Below are 18,230 nucleotides of genomic sequence, written 5' to 3' on the forward strand. Positions count from 1 at the left end.
TGCGATAGCAGGATGCTTTTTCATAACCCTTTTTTCTATTTTTTTATATGATGAACAAAATGACAAACATTATTTTTTCTGTACTCCTGGCTTTTGCTGTGGCAACCGTCTATGCAGTCGATGTTTCTGCACCGTCAGGAGCAACGCGTAACCTTACAGCAAATGACTTCTTGCCACACCAAAATAGCGCAAAGGAATTCAACGAAACATGGAGCTACCAGTTTGTATTTGACAACGGCACCCGTGCTTTTGTAAACTACTCCACGCTATATGTTCCGGCGTCCGGCAAAAAAGTCGGCTGCGACCTGACCTTCTGGAATTTCAAGAGCAAGACCCACGCCGTCGGACGCCAGTATCCTCCGGAGCGCCTGAAAGTTCTCAAGGAAAAAACATCCATCGATATCAAGGGTGAATATGCGATGGAAGGCAAGCCCGGCAAGGGCCACCGCGTGTATTTTACCGCCGACAAGGAGGGAAAATTTTTCCTGGATTTGACATTTGAAAGCGCCGAACAGGGCAAGGTCAACGGAGACGGCATCTGGAAAGTCGGCAACGACAAGTTCGCCCAATACATCCATATTCCCTATGGCCGTGTCTCGGGCCGCATCGGCTACAACGAAGACACCATCGCCGTTAAGGGATACGCCTACATGGACCAGACCTGGCAAACGGTACAGGCAACGGATCTCACCATTCGCTCGCTGAATTTCAGCACGAATGCGAGGAACCCGATGTTCGCAGGACGCATCTCGCTCACCAAGGACGGGAAGTCCTTCGGCTATGCGCTCTACAACGACGGAAACGGTTCCAAGGTCGTAATCCCGGCAAGCATCAAGGAAGGCGAAGAGACCTACAACGGGAAGAAATTCCCCAAGAATCCGCTCGCCATTGAATGGAAAGATGCCTCCCCCATGCTCAGTTTCCCCGTGAACAAGACTTACCAAAAAGCAAGCCTCTTGGACAAGGTAGACGGTTGGATCGCGAAAAAGGCGATGAAGATGGCAGCCGGTGGCGAAGTCCTGTTCTACCGCGGCCGTAGCGATGGAAGCAACGGCAAAAAAATTGACTGGACGGTCACTGGAGTGAAGGACTAATGACCAAGTTCCGCCCCTGCATAGACCTGCACGACGGCCGCGTAAAGCAGATTGTCGGAAGTTCCCTCTCTGACAGCGGAGAAGGACTCAAGACGAATTTCGAGACCGATCGTTCCCCAGCCTGGTTCGCCGAGCTCTACAAAAAAGATGGAATCAAGGGCGGGCATGTAATCATGCTCGGAAAGGGAAACGACAAAGCGGCAAAAGCAGCCCTCGCGGCATACCCCGGAGGACTGCAGGTCGGAGGCGGAATCAACGCCGAAAACGCTCGCGAATATATCGATGCGGGCGCATCGCATGTTATTGTGACAAGCTGGATTTTTCCAGAAGGCAAGCTCGACCGCGAAAGGCTCGAACTGCTATCGGCAACCGTAGGCCGCAAGCATCTCGTCCTTGACCTGAGCTGCAAGCGCACAGCTGACACGTATAGCAATGCAAGGCCCCGTTGGAAGATCGCCATTAACCGTTGGCAAACGCTCATCGATATCGAGATTACGGCAGAGACGCTAAACGACCTTTCGCGCTATTGCGACGAATTCCTGATTCATGCCGCCGACGTGGAAGGCAAGCAGCAAGGCATGGACGATGAACTTATCGTTTTCCTAGCAGAAAACAGCCCTATTCCCTGCACCTACGCGGGGGGAGCCAAGTCACTTGCCGACCTTGAACATTGCAAAAAAATTTCTAACGGAAAGATTGACCTCACCATCGGATCGGCCCTTGACCTTTTCGGTGGCAAAGGAGTAAAATATGAAGACTGCGTCAGGTTCAACAAAGTTTAAGGCGACCGACGCGCTGGATTCGCGCCCCCATATCTTCGGGCGCACTGTCACGAGCACCTTCAGGAAGATGTTCAGTTTCAGACACCAGCCCCCAGGAAACCTCCGCACCGGCTTGATTCCGCCCGTAGTATTCTTGGCATTCCTCGTAAACGTTCCCAAGCTCCTTAAGCTACGCTTCTATTTAAAGCAGGAACGCAAAAAGCGTCCCGCCGACGACGTGCGCATCCTTTTCTACTCCGACAACCTGGACGAAACAAACGGAATCGCAAACAACCTGAGAAACGTGATTCCCTACATGCGCGCCCACAACATGAAGGCTTTCCTTGCGGGAAGCGCGTTCAACACGCGCCCCTGCGGTGTCGTCGAAAACAGCTACTGCATTTTGCTTCCGCGCCTGTTCAGCATGGAACAGCTCGGGTACGCGAACAGCGAACTCGCCATTCCGCGCATAGGCCCCGTTCTACGACTGCTCAAACGCTACCCCGTCGACCTCATCGAACTTGAGACGCCGAGTCCCGGCGCCTGGCTCGTATGCTTCTGTGCAAAGGTTGCGGGCATCAAGGTATTCAGCCACTACCGCACCGACGTGCCCACCTACACGCGCACGCTTGTAAAGGCAAAGTGGATGTACTATTTCGTGCTTTGGCTCATGAAAACCTTCTATGGCATGACCAAACCCGTCGTAAGCCCCTGCAAGGACTACGCAGACATTCTCACCTCGCAACTGAAAGTTCCCAAGAACCAGGTCCAGATTCTACCCCGTGGACTCCCGCTCGAAAAATTCTCGCCCGACCTGCGCGGCAAAGGCGTGTGGGAACAGTTCAACGGCACCGCAGCATCAGCACAAGCCGAGCGCAAGGTGCGATACTCGTTCATCGGTCGCATCTCGAAAGAAAAGAACCTGGAATTCCTGAACAGCGTGTGGAAAAAATTCGCGGCCAAGCACAATGATGTGGAACTCTTGTATGTTGGTTACGGCTGGTATCTCGAAGAAATCAAGAAGTTCTTCGAAGGCGACAGCAGCGTGCACTTTGCCGGAGAACAGGGCGGCGACACTCTCGCAAGCCTCTACGCAGATTCAGACTTTTTCCTATTCCCGAGCGTAACCGATACTTTCGGAAACGTCGTGGTCGAAGCCATGGCGACGGGGACCCCCGCCCTCGTAAGCGACTATGGCGGTCCCCACGACATCGTGATGGACAACGATGCCGGGCACATTCTCCCCATCGAAGAAAACGCCTGGCTCGATGCGCTGGAAGAAAGCCGACGCCTCTATCTCGAAGAACCGGAAGCATACCGGAAAATGCGCGAGACCGCATACGAACGCACGCGCAAATACACGATGCAGAGTTCCACCAGGGCTCAGTTCGAGTATTTCAGGAAACTGAAGAAAGAAGCCTACGGGCTATAAAAAGCAAAAGTATCGTCTAGCGGCCGCCGACGAGGATCTGATCGACCTTAATGCTCGGCTGTCCCACGGTCACGGGCACATGTCCCGAAGAGGCTCCGCAGACTCCCGCAGCCAATTCCCAGTCACTCCCGACCATGCTGATGCGCGGCATGATTTCGTGCCCCTTGCCGATGAGAGCAGCCCCGCGCACAGGTTCGCAAATCTTGCCATTGCGGATGACATAGCCTTCGTCGACCGCGAAATTGAACTCGCCCGTCGCAGGGTTCACGGAGCCGCCTGCCATGCGAGCTGCATAGAGACCATTGTCGACGCTCGCAATCATGGAATCGAGCGTATCCTTGCCAGGTGCGATAAACGTGTTTCGCATGCGGCTCACGGGTGCGTACTTGTAGCTTTCGCGACGGGCAGACCCCGTGCGGGCAATCCCCACTTCGGCAGCGCCCACGCGGTCGCTCATGTAAGTTTTCAAAATACCATTCTCGATAAGAGTCGTGCGCTGCGTGGGCATCCCTTCGTCATCGAACTTGAGACTTCCCCACACGCCATCGAGCGTGCCATCGTCAATGGCTGTAAGGCACGGTTGGCCAATAGCCTCACCGAGTTTACCACAGAAGGGACTAGCACCACGACGCACCGCTTCCGTTTCGAGCGGATGGCCGCACGCCTCGTGGAAAATTACACCACCAAAGCCGTTACCCATCACCACGGGCATCTGACCGCCTGCAATGTAGCCTGCATCGAGCATACGCACGACGCGTTCGGCACAGACCGTCGCCAATTCCTCCGGAGAGTAATTATCGAGAAGTTCGTAGCCGCCAAGTGCGCCCGGAGCTTCGTGCGTCGTCAATCTCTCGGTTCCATCCGTCGCCGTGACCGTTACGTTCACACGGAGACGAGAACGATCCAGAACGAGATTCAAGCCCTCGCTGTTCATGAGCGTTATCATGGAACAGGAATCCGTTACCGAAACGCCCACCTGGACTACCTTGTCCGAAATTTCACGAGCTGCCTTGTCGGCACGGAAAAGAAAATCTTGCTTGACCGCCTGCCCAAGCACACGAGGATCGCGGAACGCATCCGCATTAAAATCCGCCACGCGCTTCCGAGGTGCAAATTCTACAGGTTTCGCCGACATGCCGGCGATACGTCCAAAAGCAAGCGTCTGCACCAATTTGACCAGAGCATCTTCGCTATCATCGCTCGTAAAGCCGTAAAGGACCTCGGTCCCGTACAAGAGGCGAATGCCGATACCGTATTCTGTCCCTGCCGTTGCAGTCTCTATATGGCGATCCTTAAGTCCAAGAGATGAGCTACGGGTTTCTTCTTCGAAAATTTCGACAAAGTCGGCGCCGGCAGCCTTGCCCGCCTCGAAAATCTTGACAGCGACTGACGGATTCACTTTAAACCTCGCCGTTCATCTTCTTGCGCACGGGGATTCCCGCAGCAAGCATTTCCTTCTTGATTCCGGGAACCGTGTAGTCGCCGAAGTGAACCATCGAAGCAACCAGCGCCGCATCGGCAGAAGTCTTGCGGAACAAGTCCACGATATGCGTCGGAGTACCTGCGCCACCGCTCGCAATCACCGGCACCTGCACGGCTCGCGCCACCTGGTCGGTGATGTTGAGTTCGTAGCCGTTGCGCACGCCGTCGGTATCAATGGCGTTCAGGCAAATCTCGCCCACGCCCAAATCTTCGGCCTTTTTCGCCCACTCGACAGCATCGATGCCCATCGCCTGGCGACCGCCACGGATATACACCTCGTAGCCGCTTTTGAACTTGTCCGAAACACCCACGAACTTGGCGTCCATGCCGAGCACTACGCACTGGCGACCAAACGCCTTCGCGCCATCGACTATGATTTCGGGATGCAGCACGGCGAGGCTGTTCACGCTCACCTTCTCGGCACCTGCGAGCAGGGCCTCGTGCATGTCGTCGAGGTTGCGGATTCCGCCACCTACGGCAAACGGAATAAACACGCGCTTAGCAATCTGGCGTATCATTTCCATGTCGCACGGGCGGTTCTCGGCGCTCGCTGTAATATCGTAAAAAACGAGCTCGTCCACGCCATCGATACTATACTGCGCCCCCATTTCCACAGGGTCGCCAATATCGATATTGCCCTTGAACTTGACGCCCTTCGTCACCTTGCGGTTGCGGACATCGAGGCAAACAATCAGACGTTTTGTCAACATGGAACTACAGGTTCCTGTCGATGACGGCCTTGACGGTCGCCTTGGGCACGGCACCCACCACGTTTCCTACTTCTACGCCGTTCTTGAACAGCTTCATGTTCGGGATGTTCGTGATGCCGAAGCGGGCGCAAATGTCCTTCGCGCCATCGCTGTCCACGTCCATCTTCGCGATAATGGCCTTGCCGTTGTATTCGTCGGCAAGTTCATCGATAATAGGGCCCATCATCATGCACGGACGGCACCAGGTTGCCCAGAAATCCACAAAAACAAGCTGACCAGAAGAAATGGCCTTGTCAAAATTTTCAGCAGTCAAATGTATTGCCGGCATAAAAATCTCCGTTTTTGTAGATAAAAATAGAAAAATCTAGGCTAGAAAGCAAAGCCCATGGAGAAGTTCAGATCGAAACCAAAACCGTTTCCGGCAATTTCCTCGGCATCTTCAGCATCGCTGGCAGAACCCGACATTACCGTATAACCCATACCGACATCCATGGCCATGACGAAGCGCCCGCTCGTATACTTATAACCGCCATAAACAACAAAGACAAACGCATTCACGGAAGCCTCCTTGTCATCGTCATGATCATATTTGTAAGTGTACTCCATCGAAACATGTTCATAGCCAATCTGCGGGGAGACGTACCAACCACGATGTCCTTCTCTAAAATAGTACCTGACACCTTCATAGAGGCCAACCAAGAACATGCTGATCGATTCATCCTTATCCGAAACGTCCAGCCACATCAATTCCGGACGGGATACCAGGGACAGGTGGGTGCCAAGATTATTTTCGACCGTCGCAATAATCGAAGGCATTCCAATAAGAGAGAAAATAGCCATCGATATCGGGTGAATGGACACGGACATGGAGTAGTCGTCCGACGGAGCCGAAGCAGCCGGCTGGGCTTCCTGGCTAGACTGCGTGGCGCTACTTCCGTCAGAATCCCCATAGCTATAATCGTCCTGGGCATTCGCGAGAACAGCGACAAGGAGGGATGTGACAATGATTCGTTTGAACATTTTGATCTCCTTCTAGTAAAGAATGGTTAAATATGTTATCAAATATAGTAATAAATCAATAGAACAAGCGCATCTCGTCAACCCAGAGAGTAGCCCCGACAGTCCCCTTGTAGAGATTTCCGAGCGCACTGGATGCCACGACAACGCGGATATGCGTCACGTCAAAGTCATCCGGGGTTTCCGTCTGCACCATATGGTTGTCAATTCCGGCGGAATTCTTGAGGTTCTTGTTAAAAGCGCTAGAATTGAAAATCGGCGACCCTTCTAGGGGGGGGCCATACTTGAGCGCAAGGCGGATAGTCTTGTAGCCATCGCGTCCGGCATCGGTAATGGAGACCACATCCGGGTCATCCTCGCTCTCGACCGTCGTCGCGCGGTACCATGCAGAGGCCACCATCGTGTTCACGTCGCTGGACGTGCGGTACTGGTTCTTGCCCTCGTTGCTCGTGCGGCTGCGGTGTTCGAGAATCACGTAGAGGTCACAGGAATCCTTCTTGCCCTCGTACTTCACGTCGAATTCCACAAACTTCGGGCGACCGTAGAACGGCCTGCCAAAATCTATGAGTTCGTTGCCGTCGTCGTAGCTGGTCAACTTGAGCGTGCCTACGCCCTTGGGATTGAAATAGCCGATAAACATGTTGCCACTCGCAAAGCGGCCTATGCCTAAAACAGTCGCATTTATCGATTCCATCTTGATAACTTCTTCATCCTCGTTCACAGTAAGAGTCTTGGTCGACGAAATGGCGGAGTTGTTGCCATTGTCCCAGCCGTCGATATCGTTCTTGTTGCCAAAGTCATCCTTCGCCCAGTGGTTGAAATCGCTGCCCGGATACTGGTAGCCCGCCTTCACGGTGTAGGTTCGCTCAGCATCGTCATTAGAAAGAGTCACCTTCAATCCACGCGAAAAGTCGTGGGACTCGCCCACCTTGACATTTGCCGTAGCGCCATCCGAAAGATCCAGTCCCTTGATTTCAAGGTCGCGCAAGTCCAAATCAATTGCATAATCCATATTCAGGAAAACCGTACCGGCATCCTGGTCGATTTCGCCCTCGACCTCTCCCGCGCCGGCAATAAACCTGAGGAGTTTCGGGGCATTCGCAGGCACCTCCACTGACGAGGAGGATTCCGGTTCCTCGCCACTCGCCGAAGACTTTCCACTGCTTGCAGAATCGCCACCCTTTGAAGAACTGCTAGACGTCTCCTTCTTCGCGCTACTCGAAGAATCATCCTTATCGGAATCTTTTGCCGAAGACGATGACTTGCTAGAGCCTTTTGCCGAAGAGGACGACTTGTCCGATTCCTTCTTTTCGGGAATTTCAAACGCGATCTGCCACAAGTCGGGAATACCGCTTTCGGAAACAACCACCACATAGACAATCCCGCTCGAAGGAATGCGAATCTTATCGCCTTCGCGCAAGCGTTCCTTCGCATACGAAACCTCCTGTGAAAGCGAATCCAATGCAGCGGAATCCTGCGGGAACTCCTTGAACTTGCTGGTGACGAGATGGAGCGTCGCCATGGAGCTTATATCGAGATTGCCAATAGCCACAGAATCCCAGGTATCGAGACTGTCGGGAATCTCGGCGAGAGTCACCATAATCTTGTGTTCATCGGGATAGACCGCCGCATTGCCATCCTGTTCCTCAAAGGCAATCTCGTTCATCTTCCGGTAATCGGACGTGCCGAACGTATCGTAGTCCGCAGTACAGCCAACAAGCAAAAGGAATGACGCCACAACGACGAGCAGGAACTCAAGAGGGCAAATCGCAAACTTCTTCATCTATTCCTCCTCATAAATCAGTTTAAAGTCATCCAGCACAAGCGCCGAATTTTCGCCACCACGATACTTGTCATCATTGCCCAGCGTCCCGCCACTCACGACATGAGCGTATGCGGAAGAAGCGAACATCACATGAATCGCGACCACATCCTCGTCACCCTTGCCAAGCGAAAGGCCTTCCGCGACGGGGTATTCTCCCGAAAGCAGCCCGAACGGATCCCTGCCGTAAGAAAGATTCACCGTACGGTTTTTCATATCCACGCTCGCATCGTCCGAGAACGCCCCCGTAGCCACGACCTTGCCGTTCTTCCCCACGAGCATCACGTAAACGAGGCTCTTTTGAGGGTAATCCGAAGATTTTCCAGTCTCATGATGGTAAGAATACCTCAATTCGAAGGCAACCGGACGCGCAGTAAAGGGCTTACCGAAACTCATGTCATTTGCAATGTAAGAATCGCCTGTCGAAGGTGTACCTCCGTCAGAGCCCTGCTCATAAATATCCAGCGCCGTCTCGCCTGCGTATTCCCCGCTAAAGTAGAAACCGCCCGCCATCTTCCAGCTTCCATCAATAAACAAGAATGAGCCTTCCACTTCGCGGGTCGTAACAGTCGCCATACCGCCATCGAATTCAAGATTCGCCTTCGAAGAGACCTTTATGGCGGCAGACGTTGTCTTCGTCGCCATTGCATCGCTCGTTGTAGCCCAGAAGTCGTTGCGGGCGCTAAAGTCGGAACCGGGCAGCTGCACTCCGGCAACCACGCTGTAGGTTGCAACTTTCCCAGAATCATCCGCAAATTCCATCGTTACCCTGTGCCGCAAGTCGTTCACCGTATCGAGCGGCAAAAGATTCACCTTCGAGATGTCCGTTCCGTAGGGCACTTCCACATACACAAGCGAATCTTTCACCGTCACAGTTCCCTTAGCGACAGAAAGTTCAGAAAGTTTCACCGCCTCGCTGGAGCTAGACTCTGGCATTTCACTACTCGACGATTCCTCGCTAGAACTGGATTCGGGAGTCACACTGGACGACGACTCATCCTCCGACGAGCTCGATTTTTCCGAAGAAGAACTTTTTGCCGACGACGAAGATTTTTCACTAGAAGAACTCGACTTCGCCTTTACACTACTCGAGGATTTCTTTTCAGGCAACCTTATAGTCCAGACAGCAACGACACGACTCTCGTCGTCAAGGACGACCAACCGGAGATCTTCATCTCCAAGTTCGATTTCCGTACCAGTATTTACGGGATTGTCCCAGTCAATTTCGGGATCTACCGGATCGTCGTCGAGCGCGAGATAGCACTTGCTGCCGCCAAGGGCCGCAATATTATCGACCGTAAACGAATTTAGCCCATCGGGAAGCACAATCAAGTGCGACTCGATGTCGATTTTGGCATCGTCTACATCTTCAAAGAGTTCGGACATCTCAGGCGCTGCAACAGGAACTTCCGGTTCCTCCGCGCAAGCGTGCAGCAAAAAGGCAAAAGAGCACAAAAAGCCCGCACCCAGCAATTTCTTCCATTGAAAAGCAAACCGCATTGGAACCTCCTAGAAGAACGTCACCAGCGAGAACTTGAGCGCCAGGAGGTTGATTGTAAAATTGACGACATTATATACGACACGGCTCTTTGTTTCGTCATTTTCTTCCACATCGATGATGCTTGAGCTAAGCCCCAGAAGTCCCACCGATGTTTCAAAAGCAATGCGGTTCAACACCATGATGCAGATGCCCGGATTTATACCCGCTTCGATGGACCAGCCCGTATTGCGGGTTTTCTTCAGGTCTTCGCCGTCATCCGTCTGCGAGATTCCGTAGGAATACTCCACCAAAACGGAAGTCTCGTTGAAGAGGTAGAAAATGCGCGAATCCAGCACCTTCAGGTAATTTTTCAAAAGCGGCTGCACAAAGAAGCCGTTGCTCACGTACTTGCGGCGCTCCTTCACGTCCATCAGGTCTTCCAGAAGCGAGAAATCGACATCGAACCAAGTGCGAGAATAGCCCGCTCGCAAGCCAAGCGCCATCGCATCGCGGATAAAATAGCCCCCGAATCCCTCTACCGTGAACGTGTATCCGTAAGCGTCATACACATCGCCGATAAGAATGTTCAAGGCATCGTCTTCCGTATTCGCCTGAATCAGCGAAAGTGTTGCGCCCGCATAAAAATTCCCTTTTGCAATCGACTCGTCCGGTTCAACCGGGAAAAGGGCACCCAGAAGGCCCGATTTCTTTGCAGGCTTTAGTTCCTCGGTCTGCACGGGAACTACGGCCTGGGCAGAATCCGAAACCTTTTCCTGGGCAAACACGGGGAAAAAGGCCAAAAGAAATACGACAAAGGCGGCTTTTCTCATACCCCTAAATTTACCTTTTTACAAGGCAATGAGAAAGAGCCTCAAAATTATCTGTGAGAAATTTCAACTAATCTGGTGTATTTTCGGCATCCCTGACGCAACGGACTGCATAACCCATGCGTCTATCGAAGGATTGCCCCTTGAATTCATTGACATGAAGGTACCAGTCAACGGCCGACCTTGAATTCGAAGATGTCGCGCTCCAGTAGTGGGCGTTTTCTCCGCTGGAATAAGCCCTTCCTTCACGACCATCCATCTCCCCCGACGGAACCGCTCCAAAACCGTAGGCGTCCGTCCCGCGAGGTACCGCCCACATTCTTGACCCGGGATAAATTCCAACAACGGACTGCAGCAGCAGCCACTCATCATCCGTCGGCACGTGGAATCCCGCAGGGCAAATTCCGCGAACAGGGCTATCGAGCGAGCAATCCTTTTCATACCCGCATTCTTCTTCTGTCTTCCCCATTGCTGCATGCCACAGGTAAAGCGCCCCACGCACTTTGCAATTTTCGGGGTCATCCTGCCAGCAGAATGTGGAACCCTTGAGGACGGGCGTTTCCGTGCTGTCGACGTACCTCAGGTTTTCCGCCATCCAGACCTGCGTGCCAATTTCCACCACACGATAAACTTCACCATCACGCTCGTCCGTGAAGGTTTCCAGGTCATCGCGGAACACATAGCCCTCGCTACTCGAAGATTCCGCAAGCGTTTCGTTCGACGACGATGAAAAGCACGAGTAGTCACACGAATACTGAGGACGCGAAGAAGAAGACGACTTTTCCGAACTGCTCGAAGATTCCTCAGGTATGATATACTTGTCGAGTTTAACCTCGCCCGAATCGGCAACGCAACGGAGCGCATACCCATACGACTTTCTGTAGCTTTGGCTATAGAAATTGGAATCTCTGCCGCAGCGGTAATATTCGTACGAAGCTTCGGCATTCGCCTGTGACGCCGTCCAGTAGCGGGCACAGTTGTCCATCGTGGTTTTGCTTCCATGTTCACCGGTCGGGGCAGAGGGGAATCCGAGATAGCTATCGAGAGGCACGCCCAACGCGACAGCTTCCTTCAAAAGGAAATCCCATTCATCATTGGAAGGAACATGCCAGCCTTCCGGGCAGATACCCCTGTGCGGGTAGGAAACTTCGCAGAGAGAATAGGCACATTCCGGAACATCCATCACAGCGGCGAAGTCGTACAGATAACCGTCTTTTCCGCAATCAACCCCAGAACCGATGCACCAGCTATAAGACTTGAGAGCCGGGGACGCCGCCGTATCGTTGTACCGCAGGTTGTCCACCATCCAAATCTGCGGCCCTACCGTAAGGACGCGGTAGACGTTGCCATCGCGCTTGTCCGTGAATGCGTTCAACCCTCCCTCAGCCACATACGATACATCTATTGTGTACGAAGACGATGACCGTTCCATGAAAGAACTTGAACTCGAATATACCCTTCTTGAAGAAGACGACCCCTCATGCGAGCTAGGCCGTTCCGGTATTTCAAATTCGACATACTTGTCGAGTTTGACTTCGCCCGAATCGGCAACACAGCGGACCGCAAAGCCATTGTCCTTCGTGCTTTCAATATGAAAGAAATCCGCAAGGCCATCCTCGAGCAACCACACGAAAGCCTCGTTGCTTGCCCTGGCCGACGACGTCCAGTAGTAAGAGTCGATATCATCTATCAACAAGTCCTCGTCCGCATAGTACATGCCCGTAGGCGACCAGTCGAATCCGGGATACTTCACAAGTAACGAATCCTGCCCAGCGGCAAAATCGAACAGTTCCTGCCATTCGTAATTCTCGGCGACATGCCAGCCCTCGGGGCAGATTCCACGGTGCGGGTAAACAACATCGCATTTCGATTCCGCACACGACGAATCGAGCATCACGGCCGCCCAGCTATAAAGAAAGCCTTCCTTTTCGCATTTCTTTTTGTCACCGGATGCGCACCAGGAATTATCCTCGAGAATCGGGTCGGCCTTGACATCCCGGTACCTGAGATTTTCGGCCATCCACATCCGGCCATCCACCTCGACAACGCGGTAGACGTTGCCATCGCGCTTGTCCGTAAAGGCATTGTATTCATCATTATTGCCACCTTCACGGGGATTCGACGGGCCGTCACCTCCATCACAGGCCAGAAGCAGGAACGCACCCCCGATTAGCGCCGGGAAAAGCAACTTGCCGAGTTCATTACGCATAAAGTCCTCCTATCAAACAATTCAAATATATATAATAGGCAAGGACAAAGGTCTACTTTTTCTTGTATCTCAGATAAAGGCCCTCTATTTCGGAACGAAAGGCCTTGAAAAGAGACAAACCGTCAAGTCCGTCAGCAAAATATTCCACTTCAAGCGATTCCGGGGACTGCACATCCGCATTTTCCATATCCGTCGTCATCTGGATGTAATTCGACGGATCGGCAACGACAACGACGAGCATCGTCCAGTCGGCGGCAACAGGTTTCGTAAGCTCCGCGACAAAATCGATTACCAGTTTTCCTTTCGACAGTTCCGCCTTGAAATTCTTGATGCGGGAAACCTTCAAGAAGTCCGTCCCCGCCTGCACGTAGTTGAAATAGTTTTGCTGCTTGATGGGGTCAAGGATTGCGGATTCGAGTATCTTCGCTTCGCTTTTCGAAATTTTCCCGTCTTTATCCTGGTCGGCGGAAGCCATCATCCCGGCGCTATACATCTCGTCGTAGACCCAGCGGTTCTCGACTCCCGTAAAACCGGACGCATCAAAAAGCGCCTTTACCGTAATATCGGCAAACACATGCGGATGCGCATGGGCCAGCACCGCAAATGCCAAAAAAAGAAGGAGCGCCGACAGGCGCCCCGTGCGAAAAAGACTAGAAGACAAAGACAACTCCCGCCACCAGAAGGCCGATTCCGAGCGCCCCAAGCCCTATGGCGACACCGCCCTTGACATCGCCCTGCTTGTTCAAGTCGTGATTGTCCTTGATGAGACGCTGCGCCTTCTCGCTATCGAACACGGAACGATCATACTCGTGCTTCTTGTCGGCCGCATCGCCCCAGTTGCGTTCAGCCAAGTACCAGAGGATGCCACCCGCGACAATCGGCGCGATGGAACTGAGCAGGAACACCTTACCTATGCGGCGGTCGCTGCGCTTCTGGTTGAATTCCCTCTGTCCCTGGATGTACTCGACATCGTCGATAGACTGGAGTTCGACATTGATGAAGTTCGGCATGAACGCCTTGACTTCTGTCGTGATGGTCGTATCGCGGTAACCCACCTTGCGGAAAAACAGTTGCAGCTGCGGCTGCGGCTTGATTTCGTCCACCACCACGTCGGTCACGTAGTCGGGCATGTGGTTCACCGAAGGTTCCTCGCCGATATAGACCTCGACCGCTTCGGGGTTCGTATTGAGCGTAAGCCTCGTCGACGGGCGCTCCACGGCGATATCCACCTTGTTCAGGCTGTCCGCGTTGATCTTTACCGTCTGCGTACCCCACCATTCCACGTCGCGCAGCACCCTCATCACGGAGATAGTGTACTTGCCCGGCTTGATATTCTTGATGGTATCGGGCGCCACCTGATGGAGCGGGATGCCGTTCACGAAGAGCGAGCACGCTTCCGGATTCGACGTCACGAACAGGTTCGCGTTTCCTGCAGGATAAAGTTCGATGGTCTCCTCTTCTTCCTTGACAACCGGGACCACGTAATTCGAAAGCGAAAGGTCAATCATCACCTTGTCTTCGAGGTTGTACAGGCGCTTGAGGTCAAGCCTGAAAATCTTGATGTAGGGGTTTTCGACAACGTTCGCAAGGCTGTCCTGGATTTCACGTTCGCGGATTTCGGCCTCGACCTTCGCGACTTCTTCCATCTTGAGGCGCTTTTCTTCCTTTTCGAGGGCCGCTTCCAGGTCGTCCTCGGCATCGGCGGCAATCTCGGCAGCCTTCGCGGCCTCGGCGGCGGCAATGGAATCGGCAGCGGCGGCAGAATCGGACTTCGCGGCCAAAGAATCCTTCACGGCGTCGGTCATAATGATTTCGGCTGGCTTCGCGGGTTCGGCCTTGTCGTCATCCTCGAACTCGTCTTCTTCCTCGACCTTCTGGCCGTTGCTTTCCTGGAGCGCGACAGCCTCCTGCTCGTTGATTTCCTCGAAGATTTTCTTCGTAGATTCGTCCAGGGCCCTCAGATAGACAGTATCCTTCTCAATCTTTACAAAGATGGCCTCCTGCTCCACGGAATCGCCAATAATCCAGTAGCGGACGGGAACCTCGCGGGTCGTAGCCGTATCGGCCTTGGCCGGCACAGAAGATACAGGAGCGGCAGGGCTCTCGGCAGCAAACGCCAGGGCAGCAGCTAAGGACACAACAAAAAACACGAAAGGAGCAAATCGTTTCAGCATAGTCTAAAGATATATAAAAAAAGCCAAACTAGGGAGCCTTTTCGAGTTTTGCACAATAAATAGGGCCGCGTCCTTCGCAACGGTCGGGCAAAATGTGGACGCCGAATTCAGTACGGTCGGCGCCGGAGGGCAGTTCCGCTATCTGCACGCTGCGCATCGAGGGCCGCTTTTTGAGAATTCGCTTCACCACGTCGTCGTTTTCCATGGGCGAAAGTGCGCAGGTCCCGTACACGAGCGTTCCGCCGGGTTTCAGGGCATCGATTGCCGAAGCCAGGAGCCCGCCCTGTTCCACCGCAAGGCGCTTTACGCGCTTTACCGACCACACCTTGAGATGTTCCGGCGAATTCAGCACATGGCGGTCCGAAGAACAAGGGGCGTCGAGCAAAATCTTGCTGTAGGATTCCTTGCGGTGGAGCCCGAACTTCACGCCATCGTAGCCCGAGACCGAGACTATCTTGCGCCACTCCTCGGGGAGCGAATTCTCGATGACATGCGAAAGCCGTAGGCGCCTGTCGGGAGAACGATCATTGCTCTGCAAAAAGCCTTCGCCCTTGAGCATGGAGGCAAGCACAAGCGTCTTTCCGCCGGGAGCGGCGCACATGTCGAGCACGCTGTCTCCGGGACATACCCCCAGGGCGCAGGCCGCGAATACGGACGCCTCGTCGAGATAGTAGGGTTCGAGGCTCTCGCCAAAGCGGAGCTCCGTGGCCTTTCCCTCCCCCTTCAGGGATTCGAGCAGTGCGGGCCAGCGGTCGCCGAAAAGATTGGAAAAGTAGTCGAAGAACTCCATTTTTACCAAAAATAAAAAACCTCTCGGGCGAGAGGTTATTGAGCTACCAGGATTCGAACCTAGACAAACAGAGTCAGAATCTGTTGTGCTACCATTACACCATAGCTCAGTGTGGGCACAACTTTAGAAAAATTTCTTCTGTCGTGCAAGGGGTAAATTCAATTATTTTACAGATTTCGGCAAAGCGGGCGGGGTATAGGTCATTCCCTGCCATTCCAGCACGTCCCCTTCGGGGAGGTTCACAAAAACGCTCACCACATACTCGTCGAAAGCCATTTCGGCATCCTGGAGCGTCGAAATGACCTTCGCATCGCCGGAATAAAGCACCAGTTCCTGTTCCCCGGACGGGATTTCGGCAATGGACAAAGGCTTGCACGTCACCGCGCGGACAAAATGGGCGGTTCCCTTCGCTCCGATAACGACGCTATTCATCATGCAGTTGTCCGACTGGCTGGAATCCTGCTTGTCGATAACCAGGGCTATCCGGCTGTTGAGTCCCGACGGCTTGGAAAGTTCGACCGTACCAAGGTCCAAGGTGTCTTCCAGGGCCTCGACTTCCGACTTCATCACGTAGCGGCTGAGCCCCATCCCCGGCACCTTGCCCACCGCGCGGAACTCCACGCGGAAGCTGTCGGCGGGAATTTCGGACGGGACCGGCAGCCACCAGCGTCCCAGACTGTCGGTCGTGGTCTCGGCGACAAATTCGGAGACATCCCCTGCAAAGCCAAAGCCGAAGAGATCCGTAATCGCCATGACCTCCACTCCGGCACACTCCTTAGCGTTCTTGCAGGCTACACGGCCGGAAATGCGCGAAACGGGCGTTTGTTCTTCCGGCTGGTTCATCAGGGAATCCACTTCGGACTCGGTGCTCCAGAGGAACGGCCCCGTAAGGAGCGTATCGCCAGGTTCGACCTCGACAGAATCCATGTTCCACACGCGGTAGATGAGGCTGTCGGCAACGCCCGAATCCTTGAGCTTAGCCACGATCTGCGGGTCGCCCGGGCAGAACCCGAACCACCACGTGCCGGCAGGGATCATCATGGAGAAGGAATCTCCCGCGAACACGCTCTGCGTGAACGGCATGCCGGGCATGTACACCATAAAGTGCGACCCGACCGGCACCGCAGGCTCGGTCACTTCCTCGTAGAAAAGCACTCCGCCGAACACGGCCGCCTTTTCGAGCTTGATCTTTTCGAAATCTTCCTTGGACGCCGCCGTTACGCGCGGCATGTAGGAGATTTCTTCTGCATCCTCGTCCACGACAGCAAGCTGGAACGTGTCGGCGATAGCGGAATCGAACGCGAACACGCCCGCCGTATCCGTCCGGACTTCGACAAATTCGGGAACGGAAAGATTTTCAGATTCATCGTAGATACGCGCCATGCGGACCACGGCATTCTTCGCATACGAGCCGTCCGTCCGGACAACAGAGCCCGAAACTTCCGCCGTTATCATGTTCTCGGTATCGGTCGCCGTGCCGGCAACCTTATCCCCATCGGAGCAGGCGCAAAGAGCAACCGCCGAAGCGACGGCAATCTTCAAAAAGTTCTTCATGTTGCGTCCTCCACGTCCTCCACGGACTTCGAAGGTTCCCTCTCCTTGCTGAGGGGGAAAAACTGAACATTCAACTCACACACCATGGATTCACCACTATCCGACCGTACAATATCCAAGATTTCCTTGCGGAACACGTCTATCTTGTTGATGATGCGCTCCAGGCCCTCGGCCGAGACACTCATCGTAGTACAAGATACATTTCTGCGTTCGGTGCTATAATGGTCAAGAGCGTTTTTCGCAAGGTCAATCATCTGTTTCTGGAACTGGTGACCGAAAAGCGGGGCGATTTCGCGGCCGCTCGATATGGTCTTGTTCACGGAACGGTAGAAACCGTCCTCGGCAATCTCGATAAGCCCGAGGTCGAGCAGGAGCTGTACGGCCTGCTTCGCCTGCGGGAGCGAAATTTTAGGATTCAGGAAGAGCGCCACCTCCTGAATGTTCTTCTCGTTGATGTTCAATACCGAAAGCGCCTCGCGGACAGCCACGTAGTACCACTTGCTATAGTATTCCTGCTGGTTCCGGGTGAGCGTCTTGACAGTGCGGGGCAAAAGTGCCGACATCTGGTCGAAGATCTGCTGCTTGGACGCCGGAGTCGTCGCGTGCGTAAAATCCACCATCAGGGTAAAATAGCGGCTTTCGCGTTCGTTCAGGCCGAGCGCCTTGATAAACTTGGGCAACATCTGCGGGGTGAGCGACTTGCGGCCACGGATGAGGTCGAGATAGAGTCCGGACGACGAGTAGCCCGCCTTCTTCGCGAAGGACCGGTACGAGAAGTAGCGCTGGACGGACTTACGGTACTCGTAATAGTCCTGCAGGTACTTCCTGTAATTGTAGTAGGCGTAGACGTTCATTGCTTACAAAAATAATTTTTTATT

General features: G+C 53.7%; 16 protein-coding genes and 1 tRNA gene. 3 read left to right on the top strand and 14 right to left on the bottom strand.

Annotated elements, in window-relative coordinates:
* The first annotated feature begins 59 nt into the window (after window positions 1–59).
* From B4A77_RS05520 to B4A77_RS05530, 3 genes are read left to right on the top strand one after another with little or no spacing between them, the layout of a single operon-like run.
* The gene (locus B4A77_RS05520; RefSeq protein ID WP_290727017.1) at window positions 60–1,094 is read left to right on the top strand and encodes a hypothetical protein; all 1,035 of its coding nucleotides are present in this window, start codon (window positions 60–62) and stop codon (window positions 1,092–1,094) included.
* Window positions 1,094–1,876, top strand: coding sequence for a phosphoribosylformimino-5-aminoimidazole carboxamide ribotide isomerase (hisA, locus tag B4A77_RS05525; RefSeq protein WP_173365175.1), 783 nt, complete (start codon window positions 1,094–1,096; stop codon window positions 1,874–1,876). The genes B4A77_RS05520 and hisA overlap by 1 nt, the downstream gene beginning before the upstream one ends.
* The gene (locus B4A77_RS05530) at window positions 1,845–3,287 is read left to right on the top strand and encodes a glycosyltransferase (protein ID WP_290739046.1); all 1,443 of its coding nucleotides are present in this window, start codon (window positions 1,845–1,847) and stop codon (window positions 3,285–3,287) included. Before hisA ends, B4A77_RS05530 begins: the two co-directional genes overlap by 32 nt.
* Window positions 3,288–3,303: 16 nt before the next feature.
* Here B4A77_RS05530 and B4A77_RS05535 read toward each other — a convergent pair whose 3' ends face one another.
* The 14 genes from B4A77_RS05535 to B4A77_RS05600 form a co-directional block, all read right to left on the bottom strand.
* Complete coding sequence (locus B4A77_RS05535; protein ID WP_290739049.1) at window positions 3,304–4,686, bottom strand: TldD/PmbA family protein; 1,383 nt, start codon at window positions 4,684–4,686, stop codon at window positions 3,304–3,306.
* A 1-nt stretch (window position 4,687) separates the two neighbouring features.
* Entirely contained in the window at window positions 4,688–5,479 is a 792-nt protein-coding gene (gene hisF / locus B4A77_RS05540) for an imidazole glycerol phosphate synthase subunit HisF (protein ID WP_290739053.1), read from the bottom strand.
* Between the two features lie 4 nt (window positions 5,480–5,483).
* Window positions 5,484–5,807, bottom strand: coding sequence for a thioredoxin (gene trxA / locus B4A77_RS05545; RefSeq protein ID WP_072808313.1), 324 nt, complete (start codon window positions 5,805–5,807; stop codon window positions 5,484–5,486).
* Window positions 5,808–5,848: 41 nt separating this feature from the next.
* The gene (locus B4A77_RS05550) at window positions 5,849–6,499 is read right to left on the bottom strand and encodes a DUF3575 domain-containing protein (RefSeq protein ID WP_290739056.1); all 651 of its coding nucleotides are present in this window, start codon (window positions 6,497–6,499) and stop codon (window positions 5,849–5,851) included.
* Between the two features lie 55 nt (window positions 6,500–6,554).
* Window positions 6,555–8,279, bottom strand: a complete 1,725-nt coding sequence (locus B4A77_RS05555; protein ID WP_290739059.1) for a PCMD domain-containing protein — start codon at window positions 8,277–8,279, stop codon at window positions 6,555–6,557.
* Window positions 8,280–9,818 (bottom strand): PCMD domain-containing protein, encoded by a 1,539-nt coding sequence (locus tag B4A77_RS05560; RefSeq protein ID WP_290739062.1) that lies wholly within the window; start codon window positions 9,816–9,818, stop codon window positions 8,280–8,282.
* 9 nt (window positions 9,819–9,827) lie between these two features.
* Complete coding sequence (locus B4A77_RS05565; RefSeq protein ID WP_290727025.1) at window positions 9,828–10,628, bottom strand: hypothetical protein; 801 nt, start codon at window positions 10,626–10,628, stop codon at window positions 9,828–9,830.
* 67 nt (window positions 10,629–10,695) lie between these two features.
* Entirely contained in the window at window positions 10,696–12,834 is a 2,139-nt protein-coding gene (locus tag B4A77_RS05570; RefSeq protein WP_290728819.1) for an FISUMP domain-containing protein, read from the bottom strand.
* A gap of 52 nt (window positions 12,835–12,886) precedes the next feature.
* Window positions 12,887–13,537, bottom strand: a complete 651-nt coding sequence (locus B4A77_RS05575) for a DUF1007 family protein (RefSeq protein ID WP_349678379.1) — start codon at window positions 13,535–13,537, stop codon at window positions 12,887–12,889.
* A complete protein-coding gene (locus tag B4A77_RS05580; RefSeq protein WP_290739065.1) occupies window positions 13,485–15,008 on the bottom strand; it encodes a hypothetical protein in 1,524 nt (507 codons plus the stop codon). Before B4A77_RS05580 ends, B4A77_RS05575 begins: the two co-directional genes overlap by 53 nt.
* Before the next feature lie 28 nt (window positions 15,009–15,036).
* Window positions 15,037–15,798 (bottom strand): RNA methyltransferase, encoded by a 762-nt coding sequence (locus tag B4A77_RS05585; RefSeq protein ID WP_290728825.1) that lies wholly within the window; start codon window positions 15,796–15,798, stop codon window positions 15,037–15,039.
* 38 nt (window positions 15,799–15,836) lie between these two features.
* Window positions 15,837–15,907: transfer RNA gene (locus tag B4A77_RS05590), tRNA-Gln, on the bottom strand.
* Window positions 15,908–15,960: 53 nt separating this feature from the next.
* Window positions 15,961–17,352, bottom strand: coding sequence for a carboxypeptidase regulatory-like domain-containing protein (locus B4A77_RS05595; RefSeq protein WP_290739068.1), 1,392 nt, complete (start codon window positions 17,350–17,352; stop codon window positions 15,961–15,963).
* Window positions 17,349–18,206, bottom strand: coding sequence for a TIGR02147 family protein (locus B4A77_RS05600; RefSeq protein WP_290728829.1), 858 nt, complete (start codon window positions 18,204–18,206; stop codon window positions 17,349–17,351). The genes B4A77_RS05595 and B4A77_RS05600 overlap by 4 nt, the downstream gene beginning before the upstream one ends.
* Window positions 18,207–18,230: the final 24 nt, after the last annotated feature.

The organism is Fibrobacter sp. UBA3718 (genome assembly GCF_002371935.1).
Classification (GTDB): Bacteria; Fibrobacterota; Fibrobacteria; order Fibrobacterales; family Fibrobacteraceae; genus Fibrobacter.

Coding starts and splice junctions, on each gene's coding strand:
- B4A77_RS05520 (WP_290727017.1), top strand. CDS start 60: ATGACAAACATTATTTTTTCTGTACTCCTGGCTTTTGCTGTGGCAACC.
- hisA (WP_173365175.1), top strand. CDS start 1,094: ATGACCAAGTTCCGCCCCTGCATAGACCTGCACGACGGCCGCGTAAAG.
- B4A77_RS05530 (WP_290739046.1), top strand. CDS start 1,845: ATGAAGACTGCGTCAGGTTCAACAAAGTTTAAGGCGACCGACGCGCTG.
- hisF (WP_290739053.1), bottom strand. CDS start 5,479: ATGTTGACAAAACGTCTGATTGTTTGCCTCGATGTCCGCAACCGCAAG.
- trxA (WP_072808313.1), bottom strand. CDS start 5,807: ATGCCGGCAATACATTTGACTGCTGAAAATTTTGACAAGGCCATTTCT.
- B4A77_RS05550 (WP_290739056.1), bottom strand. CDS start 6,499: ATGTTCAAACGAATCATTGTCACATCCCTCCTTGTCGCTGTTCTCGCG.
- B4A77_RS05555 (WP_290739059.1), bottom strand. CDS start 8,279: ATGAAGAAGTTTGCGATTTGCCCTCTTGAGTTCCTGCTCGTCGTTGTG.
- B4A77_RS05560 (WP_290739062.1), bottom strand. CDS start 9,818: ATGCGGTTTGCTTTTCAATGGAAGAAATTGCTGGGTGCGGGCTTTTTG.
- B4A77_RS05565 (WP_290727025.1), bottom strand. CDS start 10,628: ATGAGAAAAGCCGCCTTTGTCGTATTTCTTTTGGCCTTTTTCCCCGTG.
- B4A77_RS05570 (WP_290728819.1), bottom strand. CDS start 12,834: ATGCGTAATGAACTCGGCAAGTTGCTTTTCCCGGCGCTAATCGGGGGT.
- B4A77_RS05580 (WP_290739065.1), bottom strand. CDS start 15,008: ATGCTGAAACGATTTGCTCCTTTCGTGTTTTTTGTTGTGTCCTTAGCT.
- B4A77_RS05585 (WP_290728825.1), bottom strand. CDS start 15,798: ATGGAGTTCTTCGACTACTTTTCCAATCTTTTCGGCGACCGCTGGCCC.
- B4A77_RS05595 (WP_290739068.1), bottom strand. CDS start 17,352: ATGAAGAACTTTTTGAAGATTGCCGTCGCTTCGGCGGTTGCTCTTTGC.
- B4A77_RS05600 (WP_290728829.1), bottom strand. CDS start 18,206: ATGAACGTCTACGCCTACTACAATTACAGGAAGTACCTGCAGGACTAT.